Source organism: Micromonospora sp. CPCC 205739 (assembly GCF_036906795.1).
GTDB lineage: Bacteria > Actinomycetota > Actinomycetes > Mycobacteriales > Micromonosporaceae > Micromonospora.
Genome location: NZ_JBAKHS010000010.1, coordinates 48,424 through 71,682, shown reverse-complemented (window position 1 = coordinate 71,682; position 23,259 = coordinate 48,424). Strand labels below are relative to the sequence as shown.

The following is a 23,259-nucleotide window of genomic DNA, read 5'->3' as shown; positions in this document are numbered from 1 at the left end:
CGCCCTCCGGGGCCGGGACGCCAGCGTGTCCGGCCGTACCATTGCGGGTTCCACCACGAAGTTCACTCCCCCACCATTCGTCGAACGACGCCCTGCGCCCGAGATCGGCGAACCTCTCGCGACGGCGCGGAGCCAGTCAGAATTGCAGACACTCAATCCGGACGTCAACGTCCATAAGGATGAATGTCATATGCCGCGGGGTCCCGCCAAAGGTCACGCGGGCCAGTGACGTCGCCGATCGGCGCGCGATGACCGCTCGGCTGCCCCGTCCACCGCAAGTCGCCGCTCGGGGCCAGACCAGGGTCCGCACCCTCACCGTCGGATTGCAGAGCCCCTCCTCAGCCTTGATCCAACTCGGGTACGCCAGCGTCATCGGGCATGGTGAAGACGTAGAAGTCGGCGATGCGGCCCTTGCGGGCGTACGGACTAGTGGTCGTGAAGATGACGCTTTGGGCGGCCGGGGAAGCCCCACAAAGAAGGTCGACGTCGATGCGACGCGGTCTCGATCGTGTGCCCACCATTGCTCGTCGTCGAGACCGAGGAAGAACACTGCGTGGTAGGAACACCTGCTCACGGGACAGGTGGACACCGCGTTCGGCCAGCGGGCCGACCAAGTCGGTGGTCTGGAACATGTCCCGGGTGGCCATCAGCCGGCGCAGGTTCCAGACGATCTCCACTTTCTTGCCCATTCGTGCTCCCACAGATCCGGGTGACGGTCCTTCAGCGAGCGCTGCACCAGCCGGTTGCGGTACTCGTCCGACACCCCGATGTAGATCGCCGTGGCGCTCGCGTAGGCGTGGCCGACCTGCAACGAGATGAGCTTCTCGGGGTAGTTGAACTCCACGAGGTGAGTGACGTAACTGTGCCGCAGTGAATGCAGGTTGAGCTCGGGTGGCAGCCCGGCGTCATCCCTGGCCTGCACGAACGCCGCGTTGAGCCGGCCGAGGGACAGACGGCTGGCCCGTTCGGTGACGAACAGCGCAGGGTTCTTGCCCGGCGACAGGGCCGGCCGGACCTCGGTAAGCCAGTGGTCGAGGACGTCGCCGATCCAGTCCATCTCAACGACGGTCAGCACCGTGCGCCGCTTGGGCGGGCTGCCGTTGGAGGACTTGCCGTAGCGGACATACAGCCCGCCGAACCGCCGGAACTGGGGATCTTGGGGTTGCGGCGCAGGTCGGCCAGGTCCAGCATTCGCGCCTCGGCCCGGCGGAGCCCGTAGGCGTAGACAGTTTTAAGCAGGGCGGCGTCTCGCATCGCGGTGAGCGCGCCCTTGCGTCCGCGGGCGCGCGTCTGTTCCACCCGGCCGTCGACGGCGTCGAACAGGGCCTGGACCTCGTCGTAGGTGAGCGGGCGGCGGCCCGGCTGGCCCTCGTACTCGACAGTGTGGGCGACCCGGTTGTCCTCGTGGAAGACCTGCTGCGGGGCCTGCCCGAACCGCTCCAGGCACTGCTCGGCCCACCCGTAGCGGCGGTCGGTCAGGAAGGTCCTGAACAGCGTCAGCGTCGCCTCATAGCCTCGGCCGGTCGACATCCTGATCGGGCGTTTGCGGCTGGGTGAGCGCAGGTGGGCAATGAAAGCCTCGCCGTCGGTGGGCTGCCGCTCCCAAGGGTAGACGTTGGTGAACCCCACTAGCCGCCGCACCAACTGCACGCGCGACTCGATCGTCGCGTCCTTCAGGAACCGGGCCTGCTGCTGGCGCACCCAGCCACCCAGCATCGCCTCCAGCAGGGCGGGCTTGGGGTCCAGATGGACGACCCCGTCGACCAGCTCCAGGTGCGCCGAACCCGGCGGATCAGCTGCTCTCGCCACAGAAGCCTCCGTTGCATCAGATGCAACAATGTTGAGACTCAAGCCCGGTTGCAAGCACCTTGCTCAAGGACGCAGGAGGGGGATCCGACATCTCCGGACCCCCCTCCTGACCTGCGATTACGTCATGTTGCCACTCAAGCCAAAATGTTGCATTTGATGCAACTCGCGGCCCTTTCAGCTGCAGCCGCTGGTGGAGCCGCAGCCCTCACAGACGTAGCAGCTACCGGCCGGCCGCATCTTGGTGCCGCAGGTGAAGCAGAGCGGCGCGTCGGCCGCCTTGCCGATCACGGCCTCCAGCAGCTCGGTGGAGGAGCCCACCGCCGGCGCCGGCTTGGCGGCGGCCACCTCGGCGACCTCCTGGGCCGGCTGGGCGACCGGACCGGTCTTCGGCTCCGGCGACTCGACCGGAGCCGAGGACGCCATCGCGGTGAGATCGGTGCCGGCGCTCTCCGCCTCGGCCTCGGCCCGCAACTGGGCGGCCCGCTCCTGGGCGGTGAAGATGCCCAGCTCCGCGCGGCGCTCGTACGGCAGGAAGTCCAAGGCCAGGCGACGGAAGATGTAGTCCATCACCGAGGCGGCCATCCGCACGTCCGGGTCGTCGGTCATGCCGGCCGGCTCGAAGCGCATGTTGGTGAACTTGCTGACGAACGTCTCCAGCGGCACGCCGTACTGCAGGCCGATCGAGATGGCCACCGAGAAGGCGTCCATCACGCCGGCCAGGGTCGAGCCCTGCTTCGACATCTTGAGGAAGACCTCGCCGAGGCCGTCGTCCGGGTAGGACGACGCGGTGAGGTAGCCCTCGGCGCCGCCGACGGAGAAGCTGACCGTCTCGGACGGGCGCTTCTTCGGCAGCCGCTTGCGCACCGGGCGGTACTCGACGACCTTCTCCACCACCGGGGCGGCGGTCTCGACGGCGGCCGGCTCGGTGGCCTTGTTCGGCTTCGCCACCGACAGCGGCTGGCCGACCTTGCAGTTGTCCCGGTAGATCGCCAGCGCCTTGAGACCGAGCTTCCAGCCCTCGAAGTAGATCTTCTCGACGTCCTCGACGGTGGCCTGCTCCGGCATGTTGACCGTCTTGGAGATGGCGCCGGAGATGAACGGCTGGACCGCCGCCATCATCCGCACGTGCCCCATCGGGGCGATGGAACGCTCGCCCATCGCGCAGTCGAAGACCGGGTAGTGCTCCGGCTTGAGGCCCGGGGCGTCCACCACGTGGCCGTGGTCGGCGATGTGCTCGACGATCGCCTCGACCTGCTCCTCGGGGTAGCCGAGGCTGCGCAGGGCGCGCGGCACGGTCTGGTTGACGATCTGCATCGAGCCGCCGCCGACCAGCTTCTTGAACTTGACCAGCGCCAGGTCCGGCTCGACGCCGGTGGTGTCGCAGTCCATCATCAGGCCGATGGTGCCGGTGGGGGCGAGCACGCTGGCCTGCGAGTTGCGCCAGCCGAACTTGTCACCGACCTTGTTGCCCTCGGTCCACTGCTTGGTGGCCGCCCGCTGGATGGCGGTGGCGACCGTACCGGCCGGCTTGATCGCGTCGTTGGCGGCGGCGTGCTTGCGCATGACCCGCTTGTGCGGCTCGGCGTTGCGGGCGTAGCCCTCGTACGCGCCGACGATGCCGGCCAGCTCGGCCGAGCGGCGGTACGCGGTGCCGGTCATCAGCGAGGTGATCGCCGCGGCGACCGAGCGGCCCTGCTCCGAGTCGTACGGCAGGCCGGAGGCCATCAGCAGCGCGCCCAGGTTGGCGTACCCGATGCCGAGCTGCCGGTAGGCGCGGGTGGTCTCGCCGATCTTCTCGGTCGGGAAGTCGGCGAAGCAGATCGAGATGTCCATCGCGGTGATGACGAACTCGACCGAGCGGACGAACTTCTCCACCTCGAAGCCGCCGTCGGCGCGGAGGAACTTCATCAGGTTCAGCGAGGCCAGGTTGCACGAGGAGTTGTCCAGGTGCAGGTACTCCGAGCACGGGTTCGACGCGGTGATCCGCCCGGTCTCCGGGCAGGTGTGCCAGTCGTTGATGGTGTCGTCGTACTGCAGGCCGGGGTCGGCGCACTCCCAGGCGGCCTGGGAGATGGTGCGGAACAGCTTCTTGGCGTCGATCGTCTCGATGGTCTGCCCGTCGAGCCGGCCGCGCAGGTCGAAGCCGCCGCCGTTCTCCACCGCGGTCATGAACTCGTCGGAGACCCGGACCGAGTTGTTGGCGTTCTGGTACTGCACGCTGACGATGTCGGCGCCGCCCAGGTCCATGTCGAAGCCGGCGTCCCGCAGCGCGCGGATCTTGTCCTCCTCGCGCGCCTTGGTGACCACGAACTCCTCGATGTCCGGGTGGTCCACGTCGAGGATGACCATCTTGGCCGCGCGCCGGGTGGCGCCACCGGACTTTATGGTCCCGGCGGAGGCGTCGGCGCCGCGCATGAAGCTGACCGGGCCGGAGGCGGTGCCGCCGGAGGAGAGCAGCTCGCGGGAGGAACGGATCCGGGACAGGTTGACGCCGGAGCCGGAGCCGCCCTTGAAGATCAGCCCCTCCTCCTTGTACCAGTCCAGGATGGAGTCCATCGAGTCGTCGACCGCGAGGATGAAGCAGGCGCTGACCTGCTGCGGCGACGGGGTGCCGACGTTGAACCAGACCGGCGAGTTGAAGCTGAACACCTGGTGCAGCAGCATCCAGGTCAGCTCGTGCGCGAAGACCTCGGCGTCCGCGGCGGTGGCGAAGTAGCCGTGCTCCTCACCGGCCTTGCGGTAGGTGGTGACGACCCGGTCGATCAGCTGCTTGAGCGACCACTCGCGCTCCGGGGTCCCCACCGCGCCCCGGAAGTACTTGGTGGTCACGATGTTGGCCGCGTTGACGCTCCAGGACTCGGGGAATTCCACCCCGCGCTGCTCGAAGTTGATCGAGCCGTCCCGCCAGTTCGTCATCACGACGTCGCGGCGCTCCCACGCCACCTCGTCGTAGGGGTGCACGCCCTCGGTCGTCCAGACCCGCTGGACCTTGAGCCCCGACACCGCGCCGGCCTTCGTCCGCGACCGACTGGTTGTCACGCCGTCCCCCGCCATCTCATCCGCCCCCTCGTCTGCGCGGTCACCCACCGCGCGTCGTTCATCCGTCAGAAATTCGCAAAAAATCAACTGGTACGGCCGGCCGCGCCGGCCTCTTCGCGGGCCCGTGCGGCGGCCCGCAGCGTCTCGATCTCGCGCTCGAAGTCGGCGAGCGAGTCGAAGGACCGGTAGACGCTGGCGAAGCGGAGGTAGGCCACCTCGTCCAGGTCCCGCAGCGGGCCCAGGATCGCCAACCCCACCTCGTGGCTCGGGATCTCGGCGGCCCCCTTGGCCCGGACGGTCTCCTCGACCTTCTGCGCCAGCAGCGCGATCGAGTCCTCGTCGACCGGCCGGCCCTGGCACGCCTTGCGCACCCCGCCGATGATCTTGATCCGGCTGAACGGCTCGGTCACCCCGCTGCGCTTGACCACCGCGAGCACGGCCTCCTCGACCGTGGTGAACCGCTTGCCGCACTCCGGGCAGGAGCGGCGACGACGGATCAGCTGCCCGTCGTCGGCCTCCCGCGAGTCGACCACCCGGGAGTCGGCGTGTCGGCAGTACGGACACCGCATAGCCGGACCTCCTTTGATCGACCGTGGGCGCCCGCCGACCGTCTCCGGGCACGCGTCGACCCGGCGGGACCACCATCGGTGGCCGTCGCCGTCGTCGACGGTACGGGAGTGCGGTCGGTAGTCGAACCCAACCTGTAGGCAACTTACGCCCGTGTGACTACTACATCTAGGGGTCGACCGTATGCCGCCGACCAAGCGTGGTCAAGTTGGGCGGCGTGTCCGGCGCGTCACCTCGGAAACCACCGCGCGCCGGCCGCCGACATCCCCAACGGCGCGGCCCGCGGGAGGTTACCGCCCGTCCGGCCGGGACGCGAGAAACGGACGGCCACCGCGAAAGCACCCTCTCGGTCGAACAGGGGTTCGACGACGGCGTACCATTTATCAGAACGCACGTTCGAGTTTCCAGGAATACCGCGCCGACACGCCGATGCAGGTCGTACAGATGTTTGAAAATGACCGATCCCACCTATACGGTCATGAACGACCGGGCGCGTCGCACGACGTCGGGCCCGCGACACCCCCGCATGCACCACGAGCCGACAAGGCACCCAGCGCCGACCAGGGAGGACGGACGTGACCGAGGACCGGGCCAGCCGGCAGAAGAACCCGCAGCAGATCGCCGAGGCGGGTCCGCCGGCCATTCGGCGCCCCCGCCCCGCGCGCAGCCGGACCGGGCAGCCGGCCGTGCGTTCGGTCACCCCGGTCGTGAGCAGCTTCCCCGACCCGGCCGCGGTCGACCTCACCGCCCGGCAGCGCCGCATCCTGGAGTTCATCCGCAGCTGGGTCGAGCGGCAGGGCTACCCGCCGAGCGTGCGCGAGATCGGCGAGGCGGTCGGCCTGGTCTCCCCGTCGAGCGTCGCCTACCAGCTCAAGGAGCTGGAGAAGAAGGGCTTCCTGCGCCGCGACCCCAACCGGCCGCGCGCGGTGGACGTCCGGGCCCCCAGCGACGCCGTCGACGACGAGCTGAGCCGCTCCCAGCGGCCCACCCCGGCGTACGTGCCGATGCTGGGTCGGATCGCCGCCGGTGGGCCGATCCTCGCCGAGCAGGCGGTGGAGGACATCTTCCCCCTCCCCCGCGAGCTGGTCGGTGAGGGCGAGGTCTTCATGCTTCAGGTCAAGGGCGACTCGATGCTCGACGCGGCGATCTGCGACGGCGACTGGGTGGTGGTCCGGCAGCAGCCGACCGCCGACTCCGGTGAGATCGTGGCCGCCATGCTGGACGGCGAGGCGACGGTCAAGACCTACCGGCGCCGCGACGGGCACGTCTGGCTGATGCCGCAGAACCCGGCCTTCGACCCGATCCCCGGCGACGACGCCACCATCATGGGCCGGGTCGTCGCGGTGCTGCGCCGGATCTGACCCCACATTCGCACGACGGGTGGCCGCCCCTGCGGGGGCGGCCACCCGTCGTCGTCTCGCCTCTTCGCGCAGTCGCGGCCAAGTGGGGCGCGGCGGCGCTGGTCTCAGTAGCGCTCGCCCCGGCCGGGCGGCTGCCCGTACCCGTACTGTCCGCCGCGCCGCTCGTCGTACCCCTCGTCGTGGCGCGGACCGGAGCGCGGATCCCGGGGGTGGCGACGCGGCGGTTCCGACCGACCGCCGGCGCCGTAGACACCGCCGCCGCCGCGCGGACCGCCGCCGTTGGGTGCGCCGCCGCGCGGGCCACCGCCGCTGGGCGGGCCACCGGGGCCACCGGCACGCGGGCCAGGGCCGCCCTGGGCGGCGCCCGCCGGGGCACCGCCGTAGACACCGCCGCCCGCCGGCCGGCCGCCGCCGTAGACGCCGCCACCGGGACGGCCGCCCGGCCCGGCCGGACGCCCTCCACCCGGCGCGCCGGGCCCGTCGGGACGGCCGGCACCCGGTGCCGCGCCGGGGCGGGCGCCGCCGTACACGCCGCCCCCCGGCCGGCCCGGGGCACCACCGGCCGGCTTGGGAGCGCCGTAGACGCCGCCGCCCGCCGGAGCGCCGCCGTAGACGCCGCCGCGGGGGCCGTCCCGGCCGGCGTCGCCCGGACCGAAGCCGTCGTCGGGACCCCGGTCGATCGCTCCCGAGGACAACACGTCGTCGCCGTCCCGGTCGTCCCGGCTGTCGTCCGTCGGGGCGGGGCGGCGCCGGGACCGCAGGATGCCGATGATGCCCGCGGCGACGAGCAGCGCGCCCAGCACGCCGATCGCCCCGATCAGGTAGGTGATCTGGTCCAGGCTGAGCGTGTCGAACCAGGACTTCTCCGCCGCCGGCTTCTTGGCGTCGGCGCCCTTGGCCAGCGCCTCGGCACCGGTCTTCGACGGGGTGTACGCGAGGATGTCGATCTGGTCGTCGGCGCTGAGCGTGCCGGCGTCCGAGACGGTCAGGAACGTCTTCCCGTCCGGGGTGTAGGAGATCGCCTCCCCGAACGGGTCGCTCAGCGGGGTGACCCGCGGCTTGCCCGTGGTCAGCGCCGCCACGATGTCGTCGCCGGTCACGTCGTACTCGAAGGCGTCCGCGTAGGTGCGCAGCACCACCTTCGAGCCGTCCGGCGAGCGGGCCGCCCCGGTGATCGCCACCCGGCCGAAGATGTTCATCGGGTTGTCGGTGCTGGTCTCCGGCAGCGCGATCTCGCCGACCTTCTTCATCGGCACCGGCTCGGTGTCGCCGTTGCGCAGCTTTCCGGTCGGCGTGTAGATCCCGGCCTTGCCGCTGGGCACCTTGGTGATCACCAGGGGCAGGTTGTCGGCGCCGACGAGCAGCGCCTCGGCGTCGTGCGGCTTCCCCTCCGGGTACGACAGCCGGTGCAGCACCGGCGCCTTGCCCCCATCGAGCGGCATGGTCCACACCGCGATCCGGCTGCGTCGGTCCTTGCCCGGGTTGTCGCCGATGTCGGCGATCCAGAGCGTCTTGCCGTTCGGCGAGACGGCCAGGTCCTCGGTGTCGAAGGGGCCGTCGCCGGAGTAACGGACCGGCTCCTTCGAGATCCGGCACTTCGTGTCGAGGTAGAAGACCCGCTTTCGGCTCTCCTGCAGCGAGCTGTCGTTGACCACGATGTAGCCGCTCTTGGTTGCCACCAGCCCGGACATCTCGCGCAGCCGCTCGTCGGTCACGGTGCAGCGCTTCTTCGGCGCGGGAGCGGAGGTCGCCGGTGCCGCGACGGCGACACCTGTGGACGCCACGGTCGCCCCCAGCAGGCCGAGGGCAACCGTGACCGAAGAAACAGCGCGGCGCATGGCGTCAGTGTCGCATGCCGCGGTGGATGGGAGTGTCACGCCGGGAGCGCTACCGCGCCCCGGCGACCGCCTCCGTGGTGGCGTACGGCTCCAGCTCGGCGGCGAGCGCCGCACCGACACGCACGTGCAACAGGGTGCCCTCGGGCAGGTGGGAGGTGCTCAGCACCTCGCCCTGGCGGTGCAGCCGGGCCACCAGGTCACCCCGGTCGTACGGGAGCACCACGCGGACCTCCACCGCCGGGCGGGGCAGCCGCTCCTCCACGGTCTGGCGCAGCCCGTCGAGGCCGCGCCCGGTGTGCGCGGAGACGAACACCGCGTCCGGCCAGAGCCGCTTGAGCCGCAGCAGGGTGTCCTCGTCGGCCGCGTCGGTCTTGTTGACCACCAGCAGCTCGGGCAGCCGGTCGGCACCGACCTCGGCGAGCACCTCGCGGACCGCGCGGACCTGCTCCTCCGGGTCGGGGTGGGTGCCGTCGACGACGTGCACCACCAGATCCGCCTCGGCGACCTCCTCCAGGGTCGAGCGGAACGCCTCGACGATCTGGTGCGGCAGGTGCCGGACGAAACCGACCGTGTCGGAGAGGGTGTAGAGCCGGCCGTCGGAGGTGGTGGCCTTGCGGGTGGTCGGGTCGAGGGTGGCGAAGAGCGCGTTCTCGACCAGCACGCCCGCGCCGGTCAGCCGGTTGAGCAGGCTCGACTTGCCGGCATTGGTGTAGCCGGCGATGGCGACCGCGGGCACGGCGTTACGGGAACGGCGGGCGCGCTTGGTCTGGCGTACCGTCTTCATGCCCTTGATCTCGCGGCGCAGCCGGGAGATGCGGGTGCGGATCCGGCGCCGGTCGGTCTCCAGCTTGGTCTCACCGGGACCACGCAGACCCACGCCGCCGCCGGCGCCGCCGCCGCGACCGGAACCACCGGTCTGCCGGGACAGCGTCTCACCCCAACCGCGCAGACGCGGCAGCAGGTATTCGAGCTGGGCCAGCTCGACCTGCGCCTTGCCCTCCTTGCTCTTGGCGTGCTGGGCGAAGATGTCGAGGATCAGCGCGGTCCGGTCGACGACCTTGACCTTGGTGCGCTGCTCCAGGTTGCGAAGCTGGGACGGCGACAGCTCACCGTCGCAGATGACGGTGTCCGCGCCGGTGGCGAGGACCATCGCGCCGAGGTCGTCGACCTTGCCCCGGCCGATGTAGGTGGCCGGATCCGGGCGGGTCCGCCGCTGGATCAGCCCTTCGAGCACCTGCGAGCCGGCCGTCTCGGCCAGCGCCGCCAGCTCGGTCAGCGAGTTCTCGGCGTCGCTCTGCGTGCCCTCGGTCCAGACGCCCACCAGGACCACCCGCTCCAGGCGCAGCTGCCGGTACTCGACCTCGGTGATGTCGGTGAGTTCGGTGCTGAGGCCGGGGACGCGCCGCAGCGACTGACGCTCCGACAGTTCCATCTCGCCGGTGGTGACATCGAGCTCCTCGTCCTCGAAGGGCACGAAGCTCTCCTGGTTCCGCAAACCGGTCTCCTGTCCGTTTTGACGCTAAGAAAAGTAATCCTGACATGTGTCAACGCCGGACGCACCTGCTATATGCCCGCCGTGGGTGAGATGGCAAAAGTCGGGGGCGGATGCCGGGCGACCTCGGTAGGCGGGTAGAAATGCCTGGCGAGCCGCTCAGCGTCGACGGAGGGACCCCGTGGCAATCACCCGACTACCGAGTGCCGGATTTTCGATCACGATCCGGATCGCGGTACCCGCGGACGCCTCCTCGATCGGCCGGCTGACCACCGCGGTCGGCGAGGCCGGGGCGATCGTCACCGCACTGGACGTGGTCGACTCCGACCCGACCAGCGTCATCGTCGACCTCACCTGTGACACCGCCGACGCCAGCCACGCCGACCAGGTGGTCGACGCGCTGACCGCGCTGGACGGCGTGGACGTGCGCAAGGTCTCCGACCGGACGTTCCTGCTGCACCTCGGCGGCAAGATCGAGGTCACCCCGAAGGTCGCGCTGCGCAACCGCGACGAGCTGTCCCGCGCGTACACCCCGGGGGTGGCGCGGGTCTGCATGGCGATCGCGGAGAACCCGGCCGACGCCCGCCGGTTGACCATCAAGCGCAACACCGTCGCGGTGGTCAGCGACGGCTCGGCCGTACTCGGCCTGGGCAACCTCGGGCCGGCGGCGTCGCTGCCGGTGATGGAGGGCAAGGCGGCGCTGTTCAAGCGCTTCGGCGGGGTGGACGCCTGGCCGGTGGTGCTCGACACCCAGGACACCGACGAGATCGTGCAGATCGTCAAGGCGATCGCGCCCGCGTACGGCGGGATCAACCTGGAGGACATCGCCGCGCCGCGCTGCTTCGAGATCGAGGCCCGGCTGCGCGAGGCGCTGGACATCCCGGTCTTCCACGACGACCAGCACGGCACCGCGATCTGCGTGCTCGCCGCGCTGACCAACGCGCTGCGCGTCGTGGGCAAGCAGCTCTCGGACGTCCGAGTGGTCGTCTCCGGGGCCGGCGCGGCCGGCACCGCGATCATGAAGCTGCTGCTGCGCCAGGGCGTGGGCGACATCATCGCGTACGACCGGCAGGGCGCCCTGCACCGCGGCCTGCCCGACCTGAACCCGGCCTGGCAGTGGCTGGCGGAGCACACCAACAAGGAGAACTACGCCGGCGACCTGCCCGGGGCGGTCCGCGGCGCGGACGTCTTCATCGGGGTGAGCGCGCCGAACCTGCTCACCGGCGACGACATCGCCACCATGGCGAAGGACGCGATCGTCTTCGCGCTGGCCAACCCGGACCCGGAGGTCGACCCGCGGGAGGCGCGCAAGCACGCCGCGGTGGTCGCCACCGGCCGCTCGGACCAGCCGAACCAGATCAACAACGTGCTCGCCTTCCCCGGCGTGTTCCGGGGCATGCTCGACGCGCACGCCGAGGAGTTCACCGAGGAGATGGCGATCGCCGCGGCCCGGGCGATCGCGGACGTGGTCGGCGAGGACAAGATCAACCCGACGGTGATCGTGCCGAGCGTCTTCGACGCCCGGGTCGCCCCGGCCGTCGCCGCCGCCGTCCGCGCCGCCGCCCAGAACCCGGCCGCCACCGCCCGTCCGGTGGCCGACTCCGGCCCGGCCGACCTCCCCGAGATCGCCGCCAACGCCGCCGCCACCCCCTGACCCCACCCCACCCCCACCCCCACCCACGCCCACGCCCACGCCCCACGCCGCGGTGATCATGAAGTTGGCGGCAGCGGAACGGACATTCCGCACCGCCAACTTCATGATCGACGGAGTGGACGGCGGGGCGGGGTGGGTGGGGTGGGTCAGGGGAGGAGGGTGGCGGGGGTGATGGTGCCGGTGGCCACCAGGACGGCCGGGCCGGCCAGCCAGCAGGAATCGTCGGTGACGGTGACCGTCAGGCGGCCGCCGGGAACGTCTACCGCGACCGTGCCGGTGTCCCGGGCGTCGTCGCGCAGGGCCACCGCGGCCACCGCGCAGGCGCCGGTGCCGCAGGAGAGCGTCTCCGCCGAGCCCCGCTCGTAGACCCGCATGAGCACGTGCCCGTCGGCGCCGGCGACCGGCTCGGCCGGCGTGATGAACTCGACGTTCACCCCGCTCGGGAAGACCCCGGCGTCGTACTCGGGTGCCCGGGTGAGGTCGAGGGTGGTCAACTCCAGCCCGGCCGGCAGCGCGCAGACCAGGTGCGGGTTGCCGACGTCCACCGCCGCGCCGGGCAGGGTCAGCCCGCCCAGGGTGGCGGTCGAGGCGTCGTACACCCGGGGGCGGCGCATCTCGACGGCGATGGCGTCTCCCTCGATGCGCGCGCGCACCAGGCCGGCCCGGGTGGCCACCGGCAGCGCCGCGCCGGCGGGCGTGGCCAGCCCGGTCTCCAGCAGATAGCGGACGAAGACCCGGGCGCCGTTGCCGCACATCTCGGCGAACGACCCGTCGGAGTTCCAGTAGTCCATGAACCACTCGGCCTCGTCGGCCAGGCCGGCGCCCTCGGGGTGCTTCGCCGCCCGCACCACCCGCAGCACGCCGTCGCCGCCGACGCCGCGCCGCCGGTCGCAGATCGCGGCGACCAGCTCTGGCGTCAGGTCGAGCGCCCCGTCCGGGTCGGGCAGGATGACGAAGTCGTTGCCGGTGCCGTGGCCCTTGGTGAACTCCACGCCCCCATCATCCCCGATGCTCGGCGGCCATCCGCAGCGCAGTGTCGACAAACGCCGGGGAGGCCGAGTCGAGCCAGTGGATCCGCGGGTCGCGGCGGAACCAGGAGCGCTGCCGGCGGACGAAGCGCCGGGTGGCCCGGATCGTCTCGTCGTGCGCCTCGGTCTCGGTCAGCTCCCCGGCGAGGAAGCGCAGCACCTGCTGGTAGCCGAGCGCGCGGCTGGCCGTGCGCCCCCCGGCCAGGCCGTGGCCGACCAGCTCGCGGGTCTCGGCCACCAACCCGTCGGCCCACATCCGGTCCACCCGCAGCGCGATCCGCTCGTCCAGCAGCGCGGTGTCCAGGTCGACGCCGAGCTGCACCGACGGGTAGTACGGCGTCGGCTCCGGCAGCGAGGCGGTGAACGGCGCCCCGGTCAGCTCGATCACTTCCAGCGCCCGCACGATCCGCCGGCCGTTGCCGGGCAGGATGCCGGCCGCGGCGGCCGGGTCGGCCTCCGCCAGCCGGGCGTGCAGCGGGGCCGGCCCCACCGCCGCCAGCTCGTCCTCCAGCCGCTGCCGCACAGCCGGGTCGGTGCCGGGGAACTCGAACTGTTCCAGCACCGCCCGCACGTACAGCCCGGAGCCGCCGACCAGCAGCGGCACCCGGCCCCGGGCCAGGATGTCGTCGACCGCCGCGCGGGCCAGCCGCTGGTACTCCGCGACGCTGGCCGGCTCGGTGACGTCCCAGATGTCCAGCAGGTGGTGCGGCACGCCCTCCCGCTCGGCCGGAGTCAGCTTGGCGGTGCCGATGTCCAGACCCCGGTAGAGCTGCATCGAGTCGGCGTTGACCACCTCGCCGTCGAGCGCGTGCGCCAGGGCGATGCTCAGCGCCGACTTGCCGGCCGCGGTCGGCCCGACGACGGCGACCACCGTCCCGACCGGCGGCCGCCCGCCGTCGGCCGAGGCGGTCACGTCCGCTCCCAGGTGGCGACGAGGTAGGCCACGCCGTAGGGGGCCGCGTCGTGGTGCAGCTCGCCGCGCCACGCGCCGCCCGCGGCCCGGGCCGCACCGGCGAGCACCTGCCAGGGCGCGCGCCCGGCGACCTTCAGCTCCGCCGACAGAGCGGGGTCCAGGCCGAGCAGGGCCTCGGCGTCCGCGCCGGCCAGCGCCCGGGCGATCCCCTCGTCGTACGGTTCGGCGCGCGGGTCGTGGTAGCCGGGCGACTTCTCCCCCCGGCAGGCCGACCCGTCCCCCATGACCAGCAGCGCGGTCCGCTGCTCGGCCCGGCGGGCGAGCCGCGACCCGAGGTCGGCGCACTCGTCGGCGGCGGCGTCGGTGGCGACCGCCTCGGCGAACCGGGGCAGCTCGGTGCCCGTCCTGCCGAGCAGCCACGCGCCGACGGTCAGGCTCAGCGGCAGCCGCTCGCCGCCGGCGCAGTTGGTCTTCCAGAGCCGGACGTGGCGGTCGACGCCGTAGGCGCGCAGGGAGCCGTAGTCGGCGGCACCGAAGCGGGCCGTCTCCGGTCCGCCACCGACCAGCAGGATCTGCTCCGGCTCGGCGGCGAGCAGCCGGCCCACGGCGGCGTCGCAGGCCGCCCGGAGGTCGTCCAGCTCGGCGGCGGCGGCGCCGGCCAGCTCGGGCACGATCAGGGGCGGGTGGGGGCAGACGGCGGCGGCGACCAGAGACACGGGTTCACGGTAGCCGGACGCGCCGGTGCGTCCCCGCGCCGATCCGGTCATTGCAGCGCTAGGACACCGTATGGTCACGGTCGACGACAGGCGCTTCACACTCACGGGGGCGGACCTGTGACAATGCCGGGAGTAACTTGGCTGCGCCGTGGCGGCGTTCGCGGGTCCGTCCCGTCGACGCCGGGAGAACGAGGATGGGCACATGAGCGACTGGACTGCCTTCGGACGGGTGGACGCGGACGGCACCGTGTACGTCAAGACCGCCGAGGGCGAGCGGGTGGTCGGATCCTGGCAGGCGGGAGCCCCCGAGGAGGGGCTGGCCCACTTCGCCCGACGCTTCGCCGACCTGGTGACCGAGGTGGACCTGACCGAGGCCCGGCTCAACTCGGGCGCGGCGGACGCCGGCCACTCCCTGACCACGATCCGCCGGATCCGGGCCTCGCTGGCCGAGGCGCACGTCGTCGGCGACATCGACGCCCTCGCCGCGCGGCTGGACAAGCTCGCCGCCGTCGCCGAGGAGAAGGCCGGCGAGGCGAAGGCCGCCCGGGACGCCGCCCGCGGCGAGGCGCTCGCCCGCAAGACGGCCCTGGTCGAGGAGGCGGAGAAGCTGGCCGCCGAGTCGACCGGCTGGAAGACCGCCGGTGACCGGCTCAAGGAGATCCTCGACGAGTGGAAGACCATCCGCGGGGTCGACAAGAAGGCCGACGGTGAGCTGTGGAAGCGGTTCGCCGCCGCGCGGGACGGGTTCACCCGCCGCCGGGGCGCCCACTTCGCCTCCCTGGACCAGCAGCGCAAGCAGGCGCAGACGGTCAAGGAGGAGCTGGTCGCCGAGGCGGAGAAGCTGAAGGACTCCACCGAGTGGGCGGCCACCGCCAACCAGCTCAAGGAGCTGATGAACCAGTGGAAGGCCGCGCCGCGCGCCTCCAAGGAGGCCGAGCAGAAGCTCTGGGAACGGTTCCGGGCCGCCCAGGACGCCTTCTTCAGCCGGCGTAGCGAGGTCTTCTCGGCCCGCGACAACGAGCAGCGGGCCAACCTGGAGCGCAAGCAGGCGCTGATCGCCGAGGCCGAGGCGCTGGACGTGGACGCCGACCCGAAGGGCGCGCAGGCCAAGCTGCGGGAGATCCAGGCGCAGTGGCACGAGGCCGGCCGGGTGCCGCGCGAGGCCGCCGCCGGGCTGGAGCGGCGCCTGCGGGCGGTGGACGACAAGGTCCGCGAGGTCATGGACTCGGCCTGGCGACGGACCACCAAGGAGGACAACCCGCTGCTCGCCCAGATGCGGGCGCAGGTGGCCGAGGCCGAGGAGCGGCTGGCCCGGGCGCAGGCCGCCGGGGACGCCCGCCGGGTCAAGGAGGCCGAGCAGGCGCTCGCCTCGAAGCGGCAGTTCCTCCAGCTCGCCGAGCAGGCCGGCTGACGCCGTAGCGTTCCCGGGAGCCCCGGTCCCTCGACGGGACCGGGGCTCCCGCGCATCCGCAGGCGGTTGACGCATCGAGGTGCGCTGATCAGAATGGGCGGCAGAGTCAGGTCAGGCCCGGCGCGAGGGCATCGGCGGTGGAGACCACCGTCGGGAGTCGCCGGTGCCGGTCGCGAGTTGGAGGCGTCCGCGTGACGCCGACCGCCGCGCACTGTCCGCGTACCCGGGGGAAGAGCGCGGCCACCCACCTGGCCCTTCGCCCTCCGCGCCGCCTGAGCACGGCGCGGCGGGGCATCTGAAGTGGAGCTCGCATGCACCGACCCACCGCCCTCGGCGGCGCGTTCACCGCGCTCGCCACCGCTGCGGCCGGCGTCCTCGTCGCCGCCGCCGTCAGCACCACCCCGGCCGCCGCCGCAGTCGGCGGCACCGGCACCGGCTACCTGCGCACCAGCGGCAACAAGATCGTGGACAGCACCGGCGCCACCGTCCGGATCACCGGCATCAACTGGTTCGGCATGGAGACGGACAACAAGACGTTCCACGGGCTCTGGTCGAACAACCCGTGGCGCGGCCAGCTCGACAAGATGGCCAGCCTCGGCTACAACACGCTGCGCATCCCCTACTCGAACGACGCGCTGAAGCCGGGCGCGACGGCCAGCGGCATCAACGACTACGTCAACCCGGACCTGGTCGGGCTCTCCCCGTTGCAGATCCTCGACAAGGTGATCGACTACGCCGGCGGCAAGGGGATGCGGGTCATCCTGGACCGGCACCGGCCGACCGCGGCCGGGCAGTCGCCGCTCTGGTACACCTCGACCGTCTCCGAGGCGACCTGGATCAACGACTGGAAGATGCTCGCCCAGCGGTACGCGGGCAACCCGACGGTGATCGGCGCGGACCTGCACAACGAGCCGCACGCCGAGGGCACCAACCCGGCCGCCACCGGCGCCTGCTGGGGCTGCGGCGACACCGCCCGGGACTGGCGGCTGGCGGCCGAGCGGGCCGGCAACGCCATCCTCGGGGTGCAGCCGAACTGGCTGATCTTCGTGGAGGGGGTGAGCTGCCCCAGCGGCGGCCTGTCGAACGTCTGGGACGGCGACACCAGCAACGACGAGGACTGCGGCTGGTGGGGCGGCAACCTCACGAAGGCCAAGGACTTCCCGGTCCGGCTGAACGTGGCGAACCGGCTGGTCTACTCGCCGCACGAGTACGCCACGTCGGTCTACCGCCAGGCCTGGTTCGACGCCCCCGACTACCCGGCGAACATGCCGGCGATCTGGGACAAGTACTGGGGTTACCTGCACAAGCAGAACATCGCGCCGATCATGATGGGTGAGTTCGGCAGCACCCTCGCGGACCCGAAGGACAAGGTCTGGCTGGAGAACTTGATGGCCTACACCGGCACCGGGGTCAACGGGATGTCCTTCACCTACTGGTCGTGGAACCCGAACTCCGGTGACACCGGCGGCATCGCGCTGGACGACTGGACCAGCATCAACACCACCAAGCAGGCCATCCTCCAGCCGTACCTGATCCCGCCGGTGGGCGGCGGTGGCGGACCGTCGCCGACGCCGACCACCCCGGGCCCGACGCCGACCACCCCGACCCCGACCGGCGGCTGCACCGCCAGCTACAAGCAGGTCAACGCCTGGCAGGGCGGCTTCCAGGGTGAGCTGACCGTGAAGAACACCGGCACCGCGGCGGTCAACCCGTGGTCGGTCACCTGGGCCTGGCCGTCTGGGGTGAGCCTGGCCAGCGGCTGGAACGCCACGGTCACCCAGTCCGGCACGACGGTCACCGCCGCCGCCCCCGACTGGTCCCGCTCCCTGGCGGCCGGGGCGTCGGTGACGATCGGCTTCACCGCCAACGGCGCGGCGTCCGCGCCGGGCGCGGTGAAGCTCAACGGCACCGCCTGCTGAGGCCGGCACGGCGACGGCCGGGGCCTCCGCGTGGAGGTCCCGGCCGTCGGCGGTGGCGTCAGTGCGCGGCGCAGCCGGTCGTCGGCGCGGGCGCCGCGGCCGGCGCACCGATCGTGGGCAGCCCGAGCAGCACCCCAGGGGTACGCGGGGAACGGCCCGCCTCGGCGGCGTCACCGGCCCGGGTACGCCGGTGCGACAGCGGCTCCCCGTCGGCGTTGAGGTGGTGCGGGGCGGCGTAGGTCACGGTGGTGTGCACGATGTCGCCGGGGCGGATCTGCCCGACGAGGGAACCCGCGTCGAAGTGGACCAGCCGGCCGTCGCGGGCCCGGCCGGACATCCGGCCGGTGCGCTCGTCCTTGCGGCCCTCGCCGACGGCGACCAGCACCTCGACGGGCTGCCCCACCAGGCGCTTGTTCTCCGCCCAGGTGATCTCCTCGACGCATGCGATCAGCCGCTCGTAGCGCTCCTGCACGACCTGCTTGGGCAGCTGGCCGTCCATGGTGGCCGCCGGCGTGCCGGGGCGCTTGGAGTACTGGAAGGTGAACGCCGAGGAGAACCGGGCCTCGCGGACCACGTCGAGGGTGCGCTGGAAGTCGGCCTCGGTCTCGCCGGGGAAGCCGACGATGATGTCGGTGGTGATCGCCGCGTCCGGCATCGCCGCCCGGACCTTCTCGATGATCCCCAGGTACTTCTCCGACCGGTACGAGCGGCGCATCGCGCGCAGCACGTCGTCGGAGCCGGACTGCAACGGCATGTGCAGCGAGTGGCAGACGTTCGAGGTCTCGGCCATCGCGGCGATCACGTCGTCGGTGAAGTCCTTCGGGTGCGGGCTGGTGAACCGGACCCGCTCCAGGCCGTCGATGTCACCGCAGGCGCGTAGCAGCTTGCCGAAGGCGTACCGGTCGCCGAACTCAACGCCGTAGGAGTTGACGTTCTGCCCGAGCAGGGTCACCTCCAGCACGCCCTCGTCGACCAGGGCGCGCACCTCGGAGAGGATGTCGCCGGGGCGGCGGTCCTTCTCCTTGCCGCGCAGGGAGGGCACGATGCAGAACGTGCAGGTGTTGTTGCAGCCCACCGAGATCGACACCCAGCCGGCGTACGTCGACTCGCGCCGGGTGGGCAGCGTGGAGGGGAAGACGTCGAGGGATTCGAGGATCTCCACCTCGGCGGCGGCGTTGTGCCGGGCCCGCTCCAGCAGCACCGGCAGCGAGCCGATGTTGTGCGTGCCGAAGACCACGTCGACCCAGGGGGCCTTGCGGACGATGTCGCCGCGGTCCTTCTGGGCCAGGCAGCCGCCCACGGCGATCTGCATACCGGGGTGCTTGTCCTTCACGGGGCGCAGATGACCCAGGTTGCCGTAGAGCCGGTTGTCGGCGTTCTCCCGGACGGCGCAGGTGTTGAAGACCACCACGTCCGGGTTGTCGTCGACCTCGGCGGCACGCACGTACCCCGCCTGCTCCAGCAGGCCGGAGATGCGCTCGGAGTCGTGCACGTTCATCTGGCAGCCGTACGTGCGCACCTGGTAGGTACGCGGGCTGCTGGCGGCTGCGGTAGTCATGACGTCCACAGCGTAGCCGGGCCGACCGGGTGGACCCGAACGAGGAGGAGCCATGTGCCGCAGCATCAAGACCCTGCGTGAGCCGTACGTGCCGGAGGTGACGCCGGCCGACATCGAGGCGGCGGCGTTGCAGTACGTCCGCAAGATCTCGGGTTTCCGGGCACCGGCCGCGCACAACGCCGAGGCGTTCGACGCCGCGGTGCGCGCGGTGGCCGCCGCCACGGCGACCCTGCTCGACCAGTTGCAGGTGCGCGGCTCCCGCCCGGCGCAGGCCGGCTGAGCGGGGCGGGGGCCGCGGCCGGGTCAGGCCGCGGCCAGCGCCGGGTTGACCGAGTCGGGCGCCCAGCGCGACCGGTGGCACCGCGACCAGCCCCGGCAGCCGGGGTTGGCCAGCGTGCAGAGCCGCTGGTTGCTGAGCACCTCGCCGTCGTCGGTCTCGGTCACGTCGAAGTGCACCGGGCGGATCGTGCCGTCCGGCGCGACCAGCAGGTGCCGGCCGGCGTCGAGGGTGTCGTCGGTCAGCAGGCAGTTTCGGCCGAGCAGCCGGGCCAGCGCGGCGACGCTGCTGCGCTCGTTCAGGCTCTCGGGCACCCCGTAGCAGTCCACCACCGTGCCGAACTCCCCCGGCGCCTCCCACACGTCGCAGACCACCGCGTACGTGGGCAGCCGGACCGGGTCGGCGACGGCCAGGGGCATCACCACCCGACCGAGCGCCTCGGCCAGCGCGGGGTACACCTCCACCGGTGCCGCCCCGTCGATTCTCCAGTTCCACAGCTCGGTCATGCCGCCTCCTCGCTGCGTTCGTCCCACCGGCCTCCGGATCGGGCCTTACTGACGATGGTGGGGGGCATATGACCTCAGCCGGGGGCAAGTTACCGGTCTGTGACCATTCCGGGCAAAATTTCCTCGGGCAGCGTTGCACCGAGTAGCGGGAAGATGACAGTTTATCGGGTATGGTGCCCGATCCGGGAGACCGGGCCCGGTGGGTCCGCGTCGGATTCCGCACTCCCCGGGCGGGGCCGGCGGGCCGGGCGGGGCGGGCGGGCTCCGGGTCAGCGGAGCACGAGTCGGTGCTCGCCGGCGGGCAGCAGCTCACCGATCACGGTGCCGCCGGGGACCTCACCGGCGACCAGCAGACCGCCGGAGGTCTGCGCGTCGGCGAGCAGCAGCCGGTCCGCCTCGCCGGTCGGCCCGAAGTCGGTCCACGGGGTCACCCACTCCAGGTTGCGGCGCGTCCCGCCGCTGACGTACCCGTCGCGGACGGCCTCCCGCGCGCCTGGCAGGTACGGCACCCGGGCGGTGTCGATCGCGACCGTGAGCCGGCTGGCCCGGGCCAACTTCGCGGCGTGCCCGAGCAGGCCGAAGCCGGTGACGTCGGTGCCGCAGCGGACGCCGGCCGCGACCGCCGCACGGGCGGCGTCGCGGTTGAGCGTGGCCATCGCGGCGACCGCCTCGGCGAACCGCTCCCCCGTCCGCTTGTGCCGGGTGTTCAGCACCCCGACGCCGAGCGGCTTGGTCAGCGACAGCGGCAGGCCGGCCCGGCCGGCGTCGAGGGTGATCAGCTCCTCGGGGCGGACCACCCCGGTGACGGCGAGGCCGTACTTGGGGCCGTCGTCGTCGACGCTGTGCCCGCCGGCCAGGTGGCAGCCGGCCTCCCGGGCCACGTCCTGCCCGCCGCGCAGCACCTCGCGGGCCAGTTCCAGCGGGAGCACGTCGCGCGGCCAGCAGAGCAGGTTCAGCGCGACCAGCGGGGTGCCGCCCATCGCGTACACGTCGGACAGCGCGTTGGCGGCGGCGATCCGGCCCCAGTCGTAGGGGTCGTCGACGACCGGGGTGAAGAAGTCGGCGGTGCTGACCAGCCCGGTCCGCTCGTCCAGCCGGACCACGGCCGCGTCGTCGCCGTGGTCCAGCCCGACCAGCAGGTCGGCGCTGCCGGTGGCGGGCCCGAGCCCGGCCACCATCGCCTCCAGTTCGCCCGGCGGGATCTTGCAGGCGCAGCCGCCCCCGCGGGCGTAATCGGTCAGCCGGACCCGGTCGGTCATCCCCACATGATCTCGGTACCGGTCCGCCGCCGCCACTCGGGCCCCGCCCGCGGGTGACGAAATTCGGACTCCTCGGCACGGCCGGGACCGGTGTTACCGCTCCGTGACCCACCAGGTTGCGTTCTGCCACATCACCCCGCCTACAGTTGCCCAACCGGGGGTCGACCGACCCCGCTTCCGGGACAGACGACAGGGACGGTGTACGACGTGACGACGGGCGAACCGCTCATCGTGCTGGACGGGGTCAACAAGTACTTCGGCCCGCTGCACGTGTTGGACGACGTGTCGCTCTCCGTCGGCAGGGGCGAGGTGGTCGTGGTGATCGGCCCGTCCGGCTCCGGCAAGTCGACGCTCTGCCGAACGATCAACCGGCTGGAGCCGATCAACTCCGGCACCATCACCTTCGACGGGCAGCCGCTGCCCGCCGAAGGCAAGGCGCTGGCGAAGCTGCGCAGCGAGGTCGGCATGGTCTTCCAGTCGTTCAACCTCTTCGCGCACAAGACGATCCTCGAGAACGTCACGCTCGGGCCGGTGAAGGTCCGCAAGGAGAAGCCGGCCGCCGCCCGCGAGCGCGGCCTGGCCCTGCTCGACCGGGTGGGCATCGCCAACCAGGCCGACAAGTACCCGGCCCAGCTCTCCGGCGGCCAGCAGCAGCGGGCCGCGATCGCCCGCGCGCTGGCCATGCAGCCGAAGGCGATGCTCTTCGACGAGCCCACCAGCGCGCTCGACCCGGAGATGGTCGGCGAGGTGCTGGACGTGATGACGTCGCTGGCCCGCGAGGGCATGACCATGGTCGTGGTCACCCACGAGATGGGCTTCGCCCGGCACGCGGCGAACCGGGTCATCTTCATGGCCGACGGGCAGCTCGTCGAGGACGCCCCGCCGGCCGAGTTCTTCGCCAACCCGCGCAGCGAGCGGGCCAAGGACTTCCTCTCCAAGATCCTCACGCACTAGGCGTCCGTACGTGGAGCGCGCCGTCCCCCGGCGGGCTCAACCCCCCAAGAAGGAGATGAGTATGCGTATCAAGCGCGTAGCGGCGCTCGCGGCGGCCGCAACCCTGGCGTTCGGCCTGGCCGCCTGCGGCGGCGACGCCGAGGAGGGCACCGGCGCCGGCAGCAAGTCCTTCGCCGCCGGCACCACCATGGAGAAGCTCAACAAGGCCCAGAAGATCAAGATCGGCACCAAGTTCGACCAGCCGGGCTTCGGTCAGAAGGGCCTGTCGGGCAAGCCGGAGGGCTTCGACGTCGAGGTCGCGAAGATCCTCGCCAAGGAGCTCGGCATCTCCGAGGACAAGATCGAGTGGGTGGAGACCCCCTCGAAGGTCCGTGAGGACAAGATCGTCGATGGCAGCGTCGACCTGGTCGCCGCGACGTACACGATCAACGACAAGCGCAAGGAGCGGATCGCCTTCGCCGGGCCGTACTACGAGGCCGGCCAGAACATCCTGGTCAAGAAGGACGACACCGCGATCACCGGGCCGGACTCCTTCAAGGACGGCACCAAGAAGGTCTGCTCGGTCACCGGCTCGACCCCGGCCGAGACGATCAAGCAGTACGTCAAGGACGTCGCCACCCAGCTGGTGCTCTTCGACACCTACGACAAGTGCCGCGACGCCCTCAAGGGCGGTCAGGTCGACGCCGTCACCACGGACAACGTGATCCTGCTCGGCTACATCGCCAAGGACGAGGCGTCGTTCAAGCTGGCCGGCGACAACTTCACCAAGGAGCCGTACGGCATCGGGGTGAAGAAGGAGGACACCGCGTTCCGCACCTTCATCAACGACACGCTGGAGAAGGCGATGACCGACGGTCGCTGGAAGAAGGCCTGGGACGACACCGCCGGCAAGTTCGGCGCGGAGCTGGGCACCGCCCCGACCGTCAACCGCTACTGATCTGATCCTTCGATCGCAGAG

The 23,259-nt window shown here is 71.7% G+C and carries 20 protein-coding genes; 7 read left to right on the top strand and 13 right to left on the bottom strand.

Annotation, left to right across the window (positions count from 1 at the left end; all coding sequences use genetic code 11):
• Positions 1-338: 338 nt before the first annotated feature.
• From V6U88_RS16885 to nrdR, 5 genes are all read right to left on the bottom strand, one after another.
• Positions 339-689: a hypothetical protein gene (locus V6U88_RS16885; protein ID WP_334454091.1), complete on the bottom strand. Its 351-nt coding sequence runs from the start codon at positions 687-689 to the stop codon at positions 339-341.
• A complete protein-coding gene (locus tag V6U88_RS16880; protein ID WP_334454089.1) occupies positions 647-1,057 on the bottom strand; it encodes a tyrosine-type recombinase/integrase in 411 nt (136 codons plus the stop codon). Before V6U88_RS16880 ends, V6U88_RS16885 begins: the two co-directional genes overlap by 43 nt.
• 11 nt (positions 1,058-1,068) lie before the next feature.
• The gene (locus tag V6U88_RS16875) at positions 1,069-1,851 is read right to left on the bottom strand and encodes a hypothetical protein (protein WP_334454087.1); all 783 of its coding nucleotides are present in this window, start codon (positions 1,849-1,851) and stop codon (positions 1,069-1,071) included.
• 132 nt (positions 1,852-1,983) lie between these two features.
• Positions 1,984-4,863: a vitamin B12-dependent ribonucleotide reductase gene (locus V6U88_RS16870; protein WP_334454330.1), complete on the bottom strand. Its 2,880-nt coding sequence runs from the start codon at positions 4,861-4,863 to the stop codon at positions 1,984-1,986.
• A gap of 68 nt (positions 4,864-4,931) precedes the next feature.
• Positions 4,932-5,417, bottom strand: a complete 486-nt coding sequence (gene nrdR / locus V6U88_RS16865; protein ID WP_334454085.1) for a transcriptional regulator NrdR — start codon at positions 5,415-5,417, stop codon at positions 4,932-4,934.
• A 573-nt stretch (positions 5,418-5,990) separates the two neighbouring features.
• Between nrdR and lexA the strand changes: the two genes are divergently transcribed.
• Positions 5,991-6,776, top strand: coding sequence for a transcriptional repressor LexA (gene lexA, locus V6U88_RS16860; RefSeq protein WP_334454083.1), 786 nt, complete (start codon positions 5,991-5,993; stop codon positions 6,774-6,776).
• 104 nt (positions 6,777-6,880) lie between these two features.
• Here the strand turns inward: lexA and V6U88_RS16855 are convergent, their stop codons facing one another.
• A complete protein-coding gene (locus V6U88_RS16855) occupies positions 6,881-8,614 on the bottom strand; it encodes a hypothetical protein (RefSeq protein WP_334454081.1) in 1,734 nt (577 codons plus the stop codon).
• 49 nt (positions 8,615-8,663) lie between these two features.
• Positions 8,664-10,109 (bottom strand): GTPase HflX, encoded by a 1,446-nt coding sequence (gene hflX / locus V6U88_RS16850; protein WP_334454079.1) that lies wholly within the window; start codon positions 10,107-10,109, stop codon positions 8,664-8,666.
• A gap of 178 nt (positions 10,110-10,287) precedes the next feature.
• On the opposite strand from hflX, the gene V6U88_RS16845 reads away from it, so the two are divergent.
• Positions 10,288-11,760, top strand: coding sequence for an NAD-dependent malic enzyme (locus V6U88_RS16845; protein WP_334454077.1), 1,473 nt, complete (start codon positions 10,288-10,290; stop codon positions 11,758-11,760).
• A gap of 146 nt (positions 11,761-11,906) precedes the next feature.
• Here V6U88_RS16845 and dapF read toward each other — a convergent pair whose 3' ends face one another.
• The 3 genes from dapF to V6U88_RS16830 are packed head-to-tail and all read right to left on the bottom strand — an operon-like array spanning position 11,907 to position 14,468.
• Entirely contained in the window at positions 11,907-12,752 is an 846-nt protein-coding gene (gene dapF, locus V6U88_RS16840; protein WP_334454075.1) for a diaminopimelate epimerase, read from the bottom strand.
• A gap of 7 nt (positions 12,753-12,759) precedes the next feature.
• Positions 12,760-13,713 (bottom strand): tRNA (adenosine(37)-N6)-dimethylallyltransferase MiaA, encoded by a 954-nt coding sequence (gene miaA / locus V6U88_RS16835; protein ID WP_334454329.1) that lies wholly within the window; start codon positions 13,711-13,713, stop codon positions 12,760-12,762.
• Positions 13,698-14,468: a class III extradiol dioxygenase subunit B-like domain-containing protein gene (locus V6U88_RS16830; RefSeq protein ID WP_334454073.1), complete on the bottom strand. Its 771-nt coding sequence runs from the start codon at positions 14,466-14,468 to the stop codon at positions 13,698-13,700. Before V6U88_RS16830 ends, miaA begins: the two co-directional genes overlap by 16 nt.
• A 151-nt stretch (positions 14,469-14,619) precedes the next feature.
• Here V6U88_RS16830 and V6U88_RS16825 point away from each other — a divergent pair, with 151 nt between their 5' ends.
• Positions 14,620-15,828 (top strand): DUF349 domain-containing protein, encoded by a 1,209-nt coding sequence (locus V6U88_RS16825; RefSeq protein ID WP_334454071.1) that lies wholly within the window; start codon positions 14,620-14,622, stop codon positions 15,826-15,828.
• Between the two features lie 311 nt (positions 15,829-16,139).
• A complete protein-coding gene (locus tag V6U88_RS16820) occupies positions 16,140-17,747 on the top strand; it encodes a cellulase family glycosylhydrolase (protein WP_334454069.1) in 1,608 nt (535 codons plus the stop codon).
• Positions 17,748-17,805: 58 nt separating this feature from the next.
• On the opposite strand, the gene miaB is transcribed toward V6U88_RS16820, so the two are convergent.
• On the bottom strand, positions 17,806-19,305 hold the full coding sequence (miaB, locus tag V6U88_RS16815; protein ID WP_334454067.1) for a tRNA (N6-isopentenyl adenosine(37)-C2)-methylthiotransferase MiaB: 1,500 nt from the start codon (positions 19,303-19,305) through the stop codon (positions 17,806-17,808).
• A gap of 52 nt (positions 19,306-19,357) precedes the next feature.
• Between miaB and V6U88_RS16810 the strand changes: the two genes are divergently transcribed.
• A complete protein-coding gene (locus V6U88_RS16810; protein WP_334454065.1) occupies positions 19,358-19,585 on the top strand; it encodes a DUF2277 domain-containing protein in 228 nt (75 codons plus the stop codon).
• 23 nt (positions 19,586-19,608) lie between these two features.
• On the opposite strand, the gene V6U88_RS16805 is transcribed toward V6U88_RS16810, so the two are convergent.
• A complete protein-coding gene (locus V6U88_RS16805; protein WP_334454063.1) occupies positions 19,609-20,088 on the bottom strand; it encodes a hypothetical protein in 480 nt (159 codons plus the stop codon).
• Positions 20,089-20,357: 269 nt separating this feature from the next.
• On the bottom strand, positions 20,358-21,353 hold the full coding sequence (gene selD, locus V6U88_RS16800) for a selenide, water dikinase SelD (RefSeq protein WP_442934642.1): 996 nt from the start codon (positions 21,351-21,353) through the stop codon (positions 20,358-20,360).
• Positions 21,354-21,545: 192 nt separating this feature from the next.
• On the opposite strand from selD, the gene V6U88_RS16795 reads away from it, so the two are divergent.
• Together V6U88_RS16795 and V6U88_RS16790 are read left to right on the top strand one after the other, a co-directional pair.
• The gene (locus tag V6U88_RS16795) at positions 21,546-22,301 is read left to right on the top strand and encodes an amino acid ABC transporter ATP-binding protein (protein ID WP_334454059.1); all 756 of its coding nucleotides are present in this window, start codon (positions 21,546-21,548) and stop codon (positions 22,299-22,301) included.
• Positions 22,302-22,362: 61 nt separating this feature from the next.
• Positions 22,363-23,238 (top strand): glutamate ABC transporter substrate-binding protein, encoded by an 876-nt coding sequence (locus V6U88_RS16790; RefSeq protein WP_334454057.1) that lies wholly within the window; start codon positions 22,363-22,365, stop codon positions 23,236-23,238.
• Positions 23,239-23,259: the final 21 nt, after the last annotated feature.

Excerpts from the sequence above, each read along its gene's own strand:
- V6U88_RS16830 (WP_334454073.1), bottom strand. The coding sequence starts at position 14,468 with ATGACCGGATCGGCGCGGGGACGCACCGGCGCGTCCGGCTACCGTGAA.
- V6U88_RS16870 (WP_334454330.1), bottom strand. The coding sequence starts at position 4,863 with ATGGCGGGGGACGGCGTGACAACCAGTCGGTCGCGGACGAAGGCCGGC.
- miaB (WP_334454067.1), bottom strand. The coding sequence starts at position 19,305 with ATGACTACCGCAGCCGCCAGCAGCCCGCGTACCTACCAGGTGCGCACG.
- V6U88_RS16805 (WP_334454063.1), bottom strand. The coding sequence starts at position 20,088 with ATGACCGAGCTGTGGAACTGGAGAATCGACGGGGCGGCACCGGTGGAG.
- V6U88_RS16885 (WP_334454091.1), bottom strand. The coding sequence starts at position 689 with ATGGGCAAGAAAGTGGAGATCGTCTGGAACCTGCGCCGGCTGATGGCC.
- V6U88_RS16790 (WP_334454057.1), top strand. The coding sequence starts at position 22,363 with ATGCGTATCAAGCGCGTAGCGGCGCTCGCGGCGGCCGCAACCCTGGCG.
- V6U88_RS16855 (WP_334454081.1), bottom strand. The coding sequence starts at position 8,614 with ATGCGCCGCGCTGTTTCTTCGGTCACGGTTGCCCTCGGCCTGCTGGGG.
- V6U88_RS16820 (WP_334454069.1), top strand. The coding sequence starts at position 16,140 with ATGCACCGACCCACCGCCCTCGGCGGCGCGTTCACCGCGCTCGCCACC.
- V6U88_RS16810 (WP_334454065.1), top strand. The coding sequence starts at position 19,358 with ATGTGCCGCAGCATCAAGACCCTGCGTGAGCCGTACGTGCCGGAGGTG.
- V6U88_RS16880 (WP_334454089.1), bottom strand. The coding sequence starts at position 1,057 with ATGGACTGGATCGGCGACGTCCTCGACCACTGGCTTACCGAGGTCCGG.
- nrdR (WP_334454085.1), bottom strand. The coding sequence starts at position 5,417 with ATGCGGTGTCCGTACTGCCGACACGCCGACTCCCGGGTGGTCGACTCG.
- V6U88_RS16825 (WP_334454071.1), top strand. The coding sequence starts at position 14,620 with ATGAGCGACTGGACTGCCTTCGGACGGGTGGACGCGGACGGCACCGTG.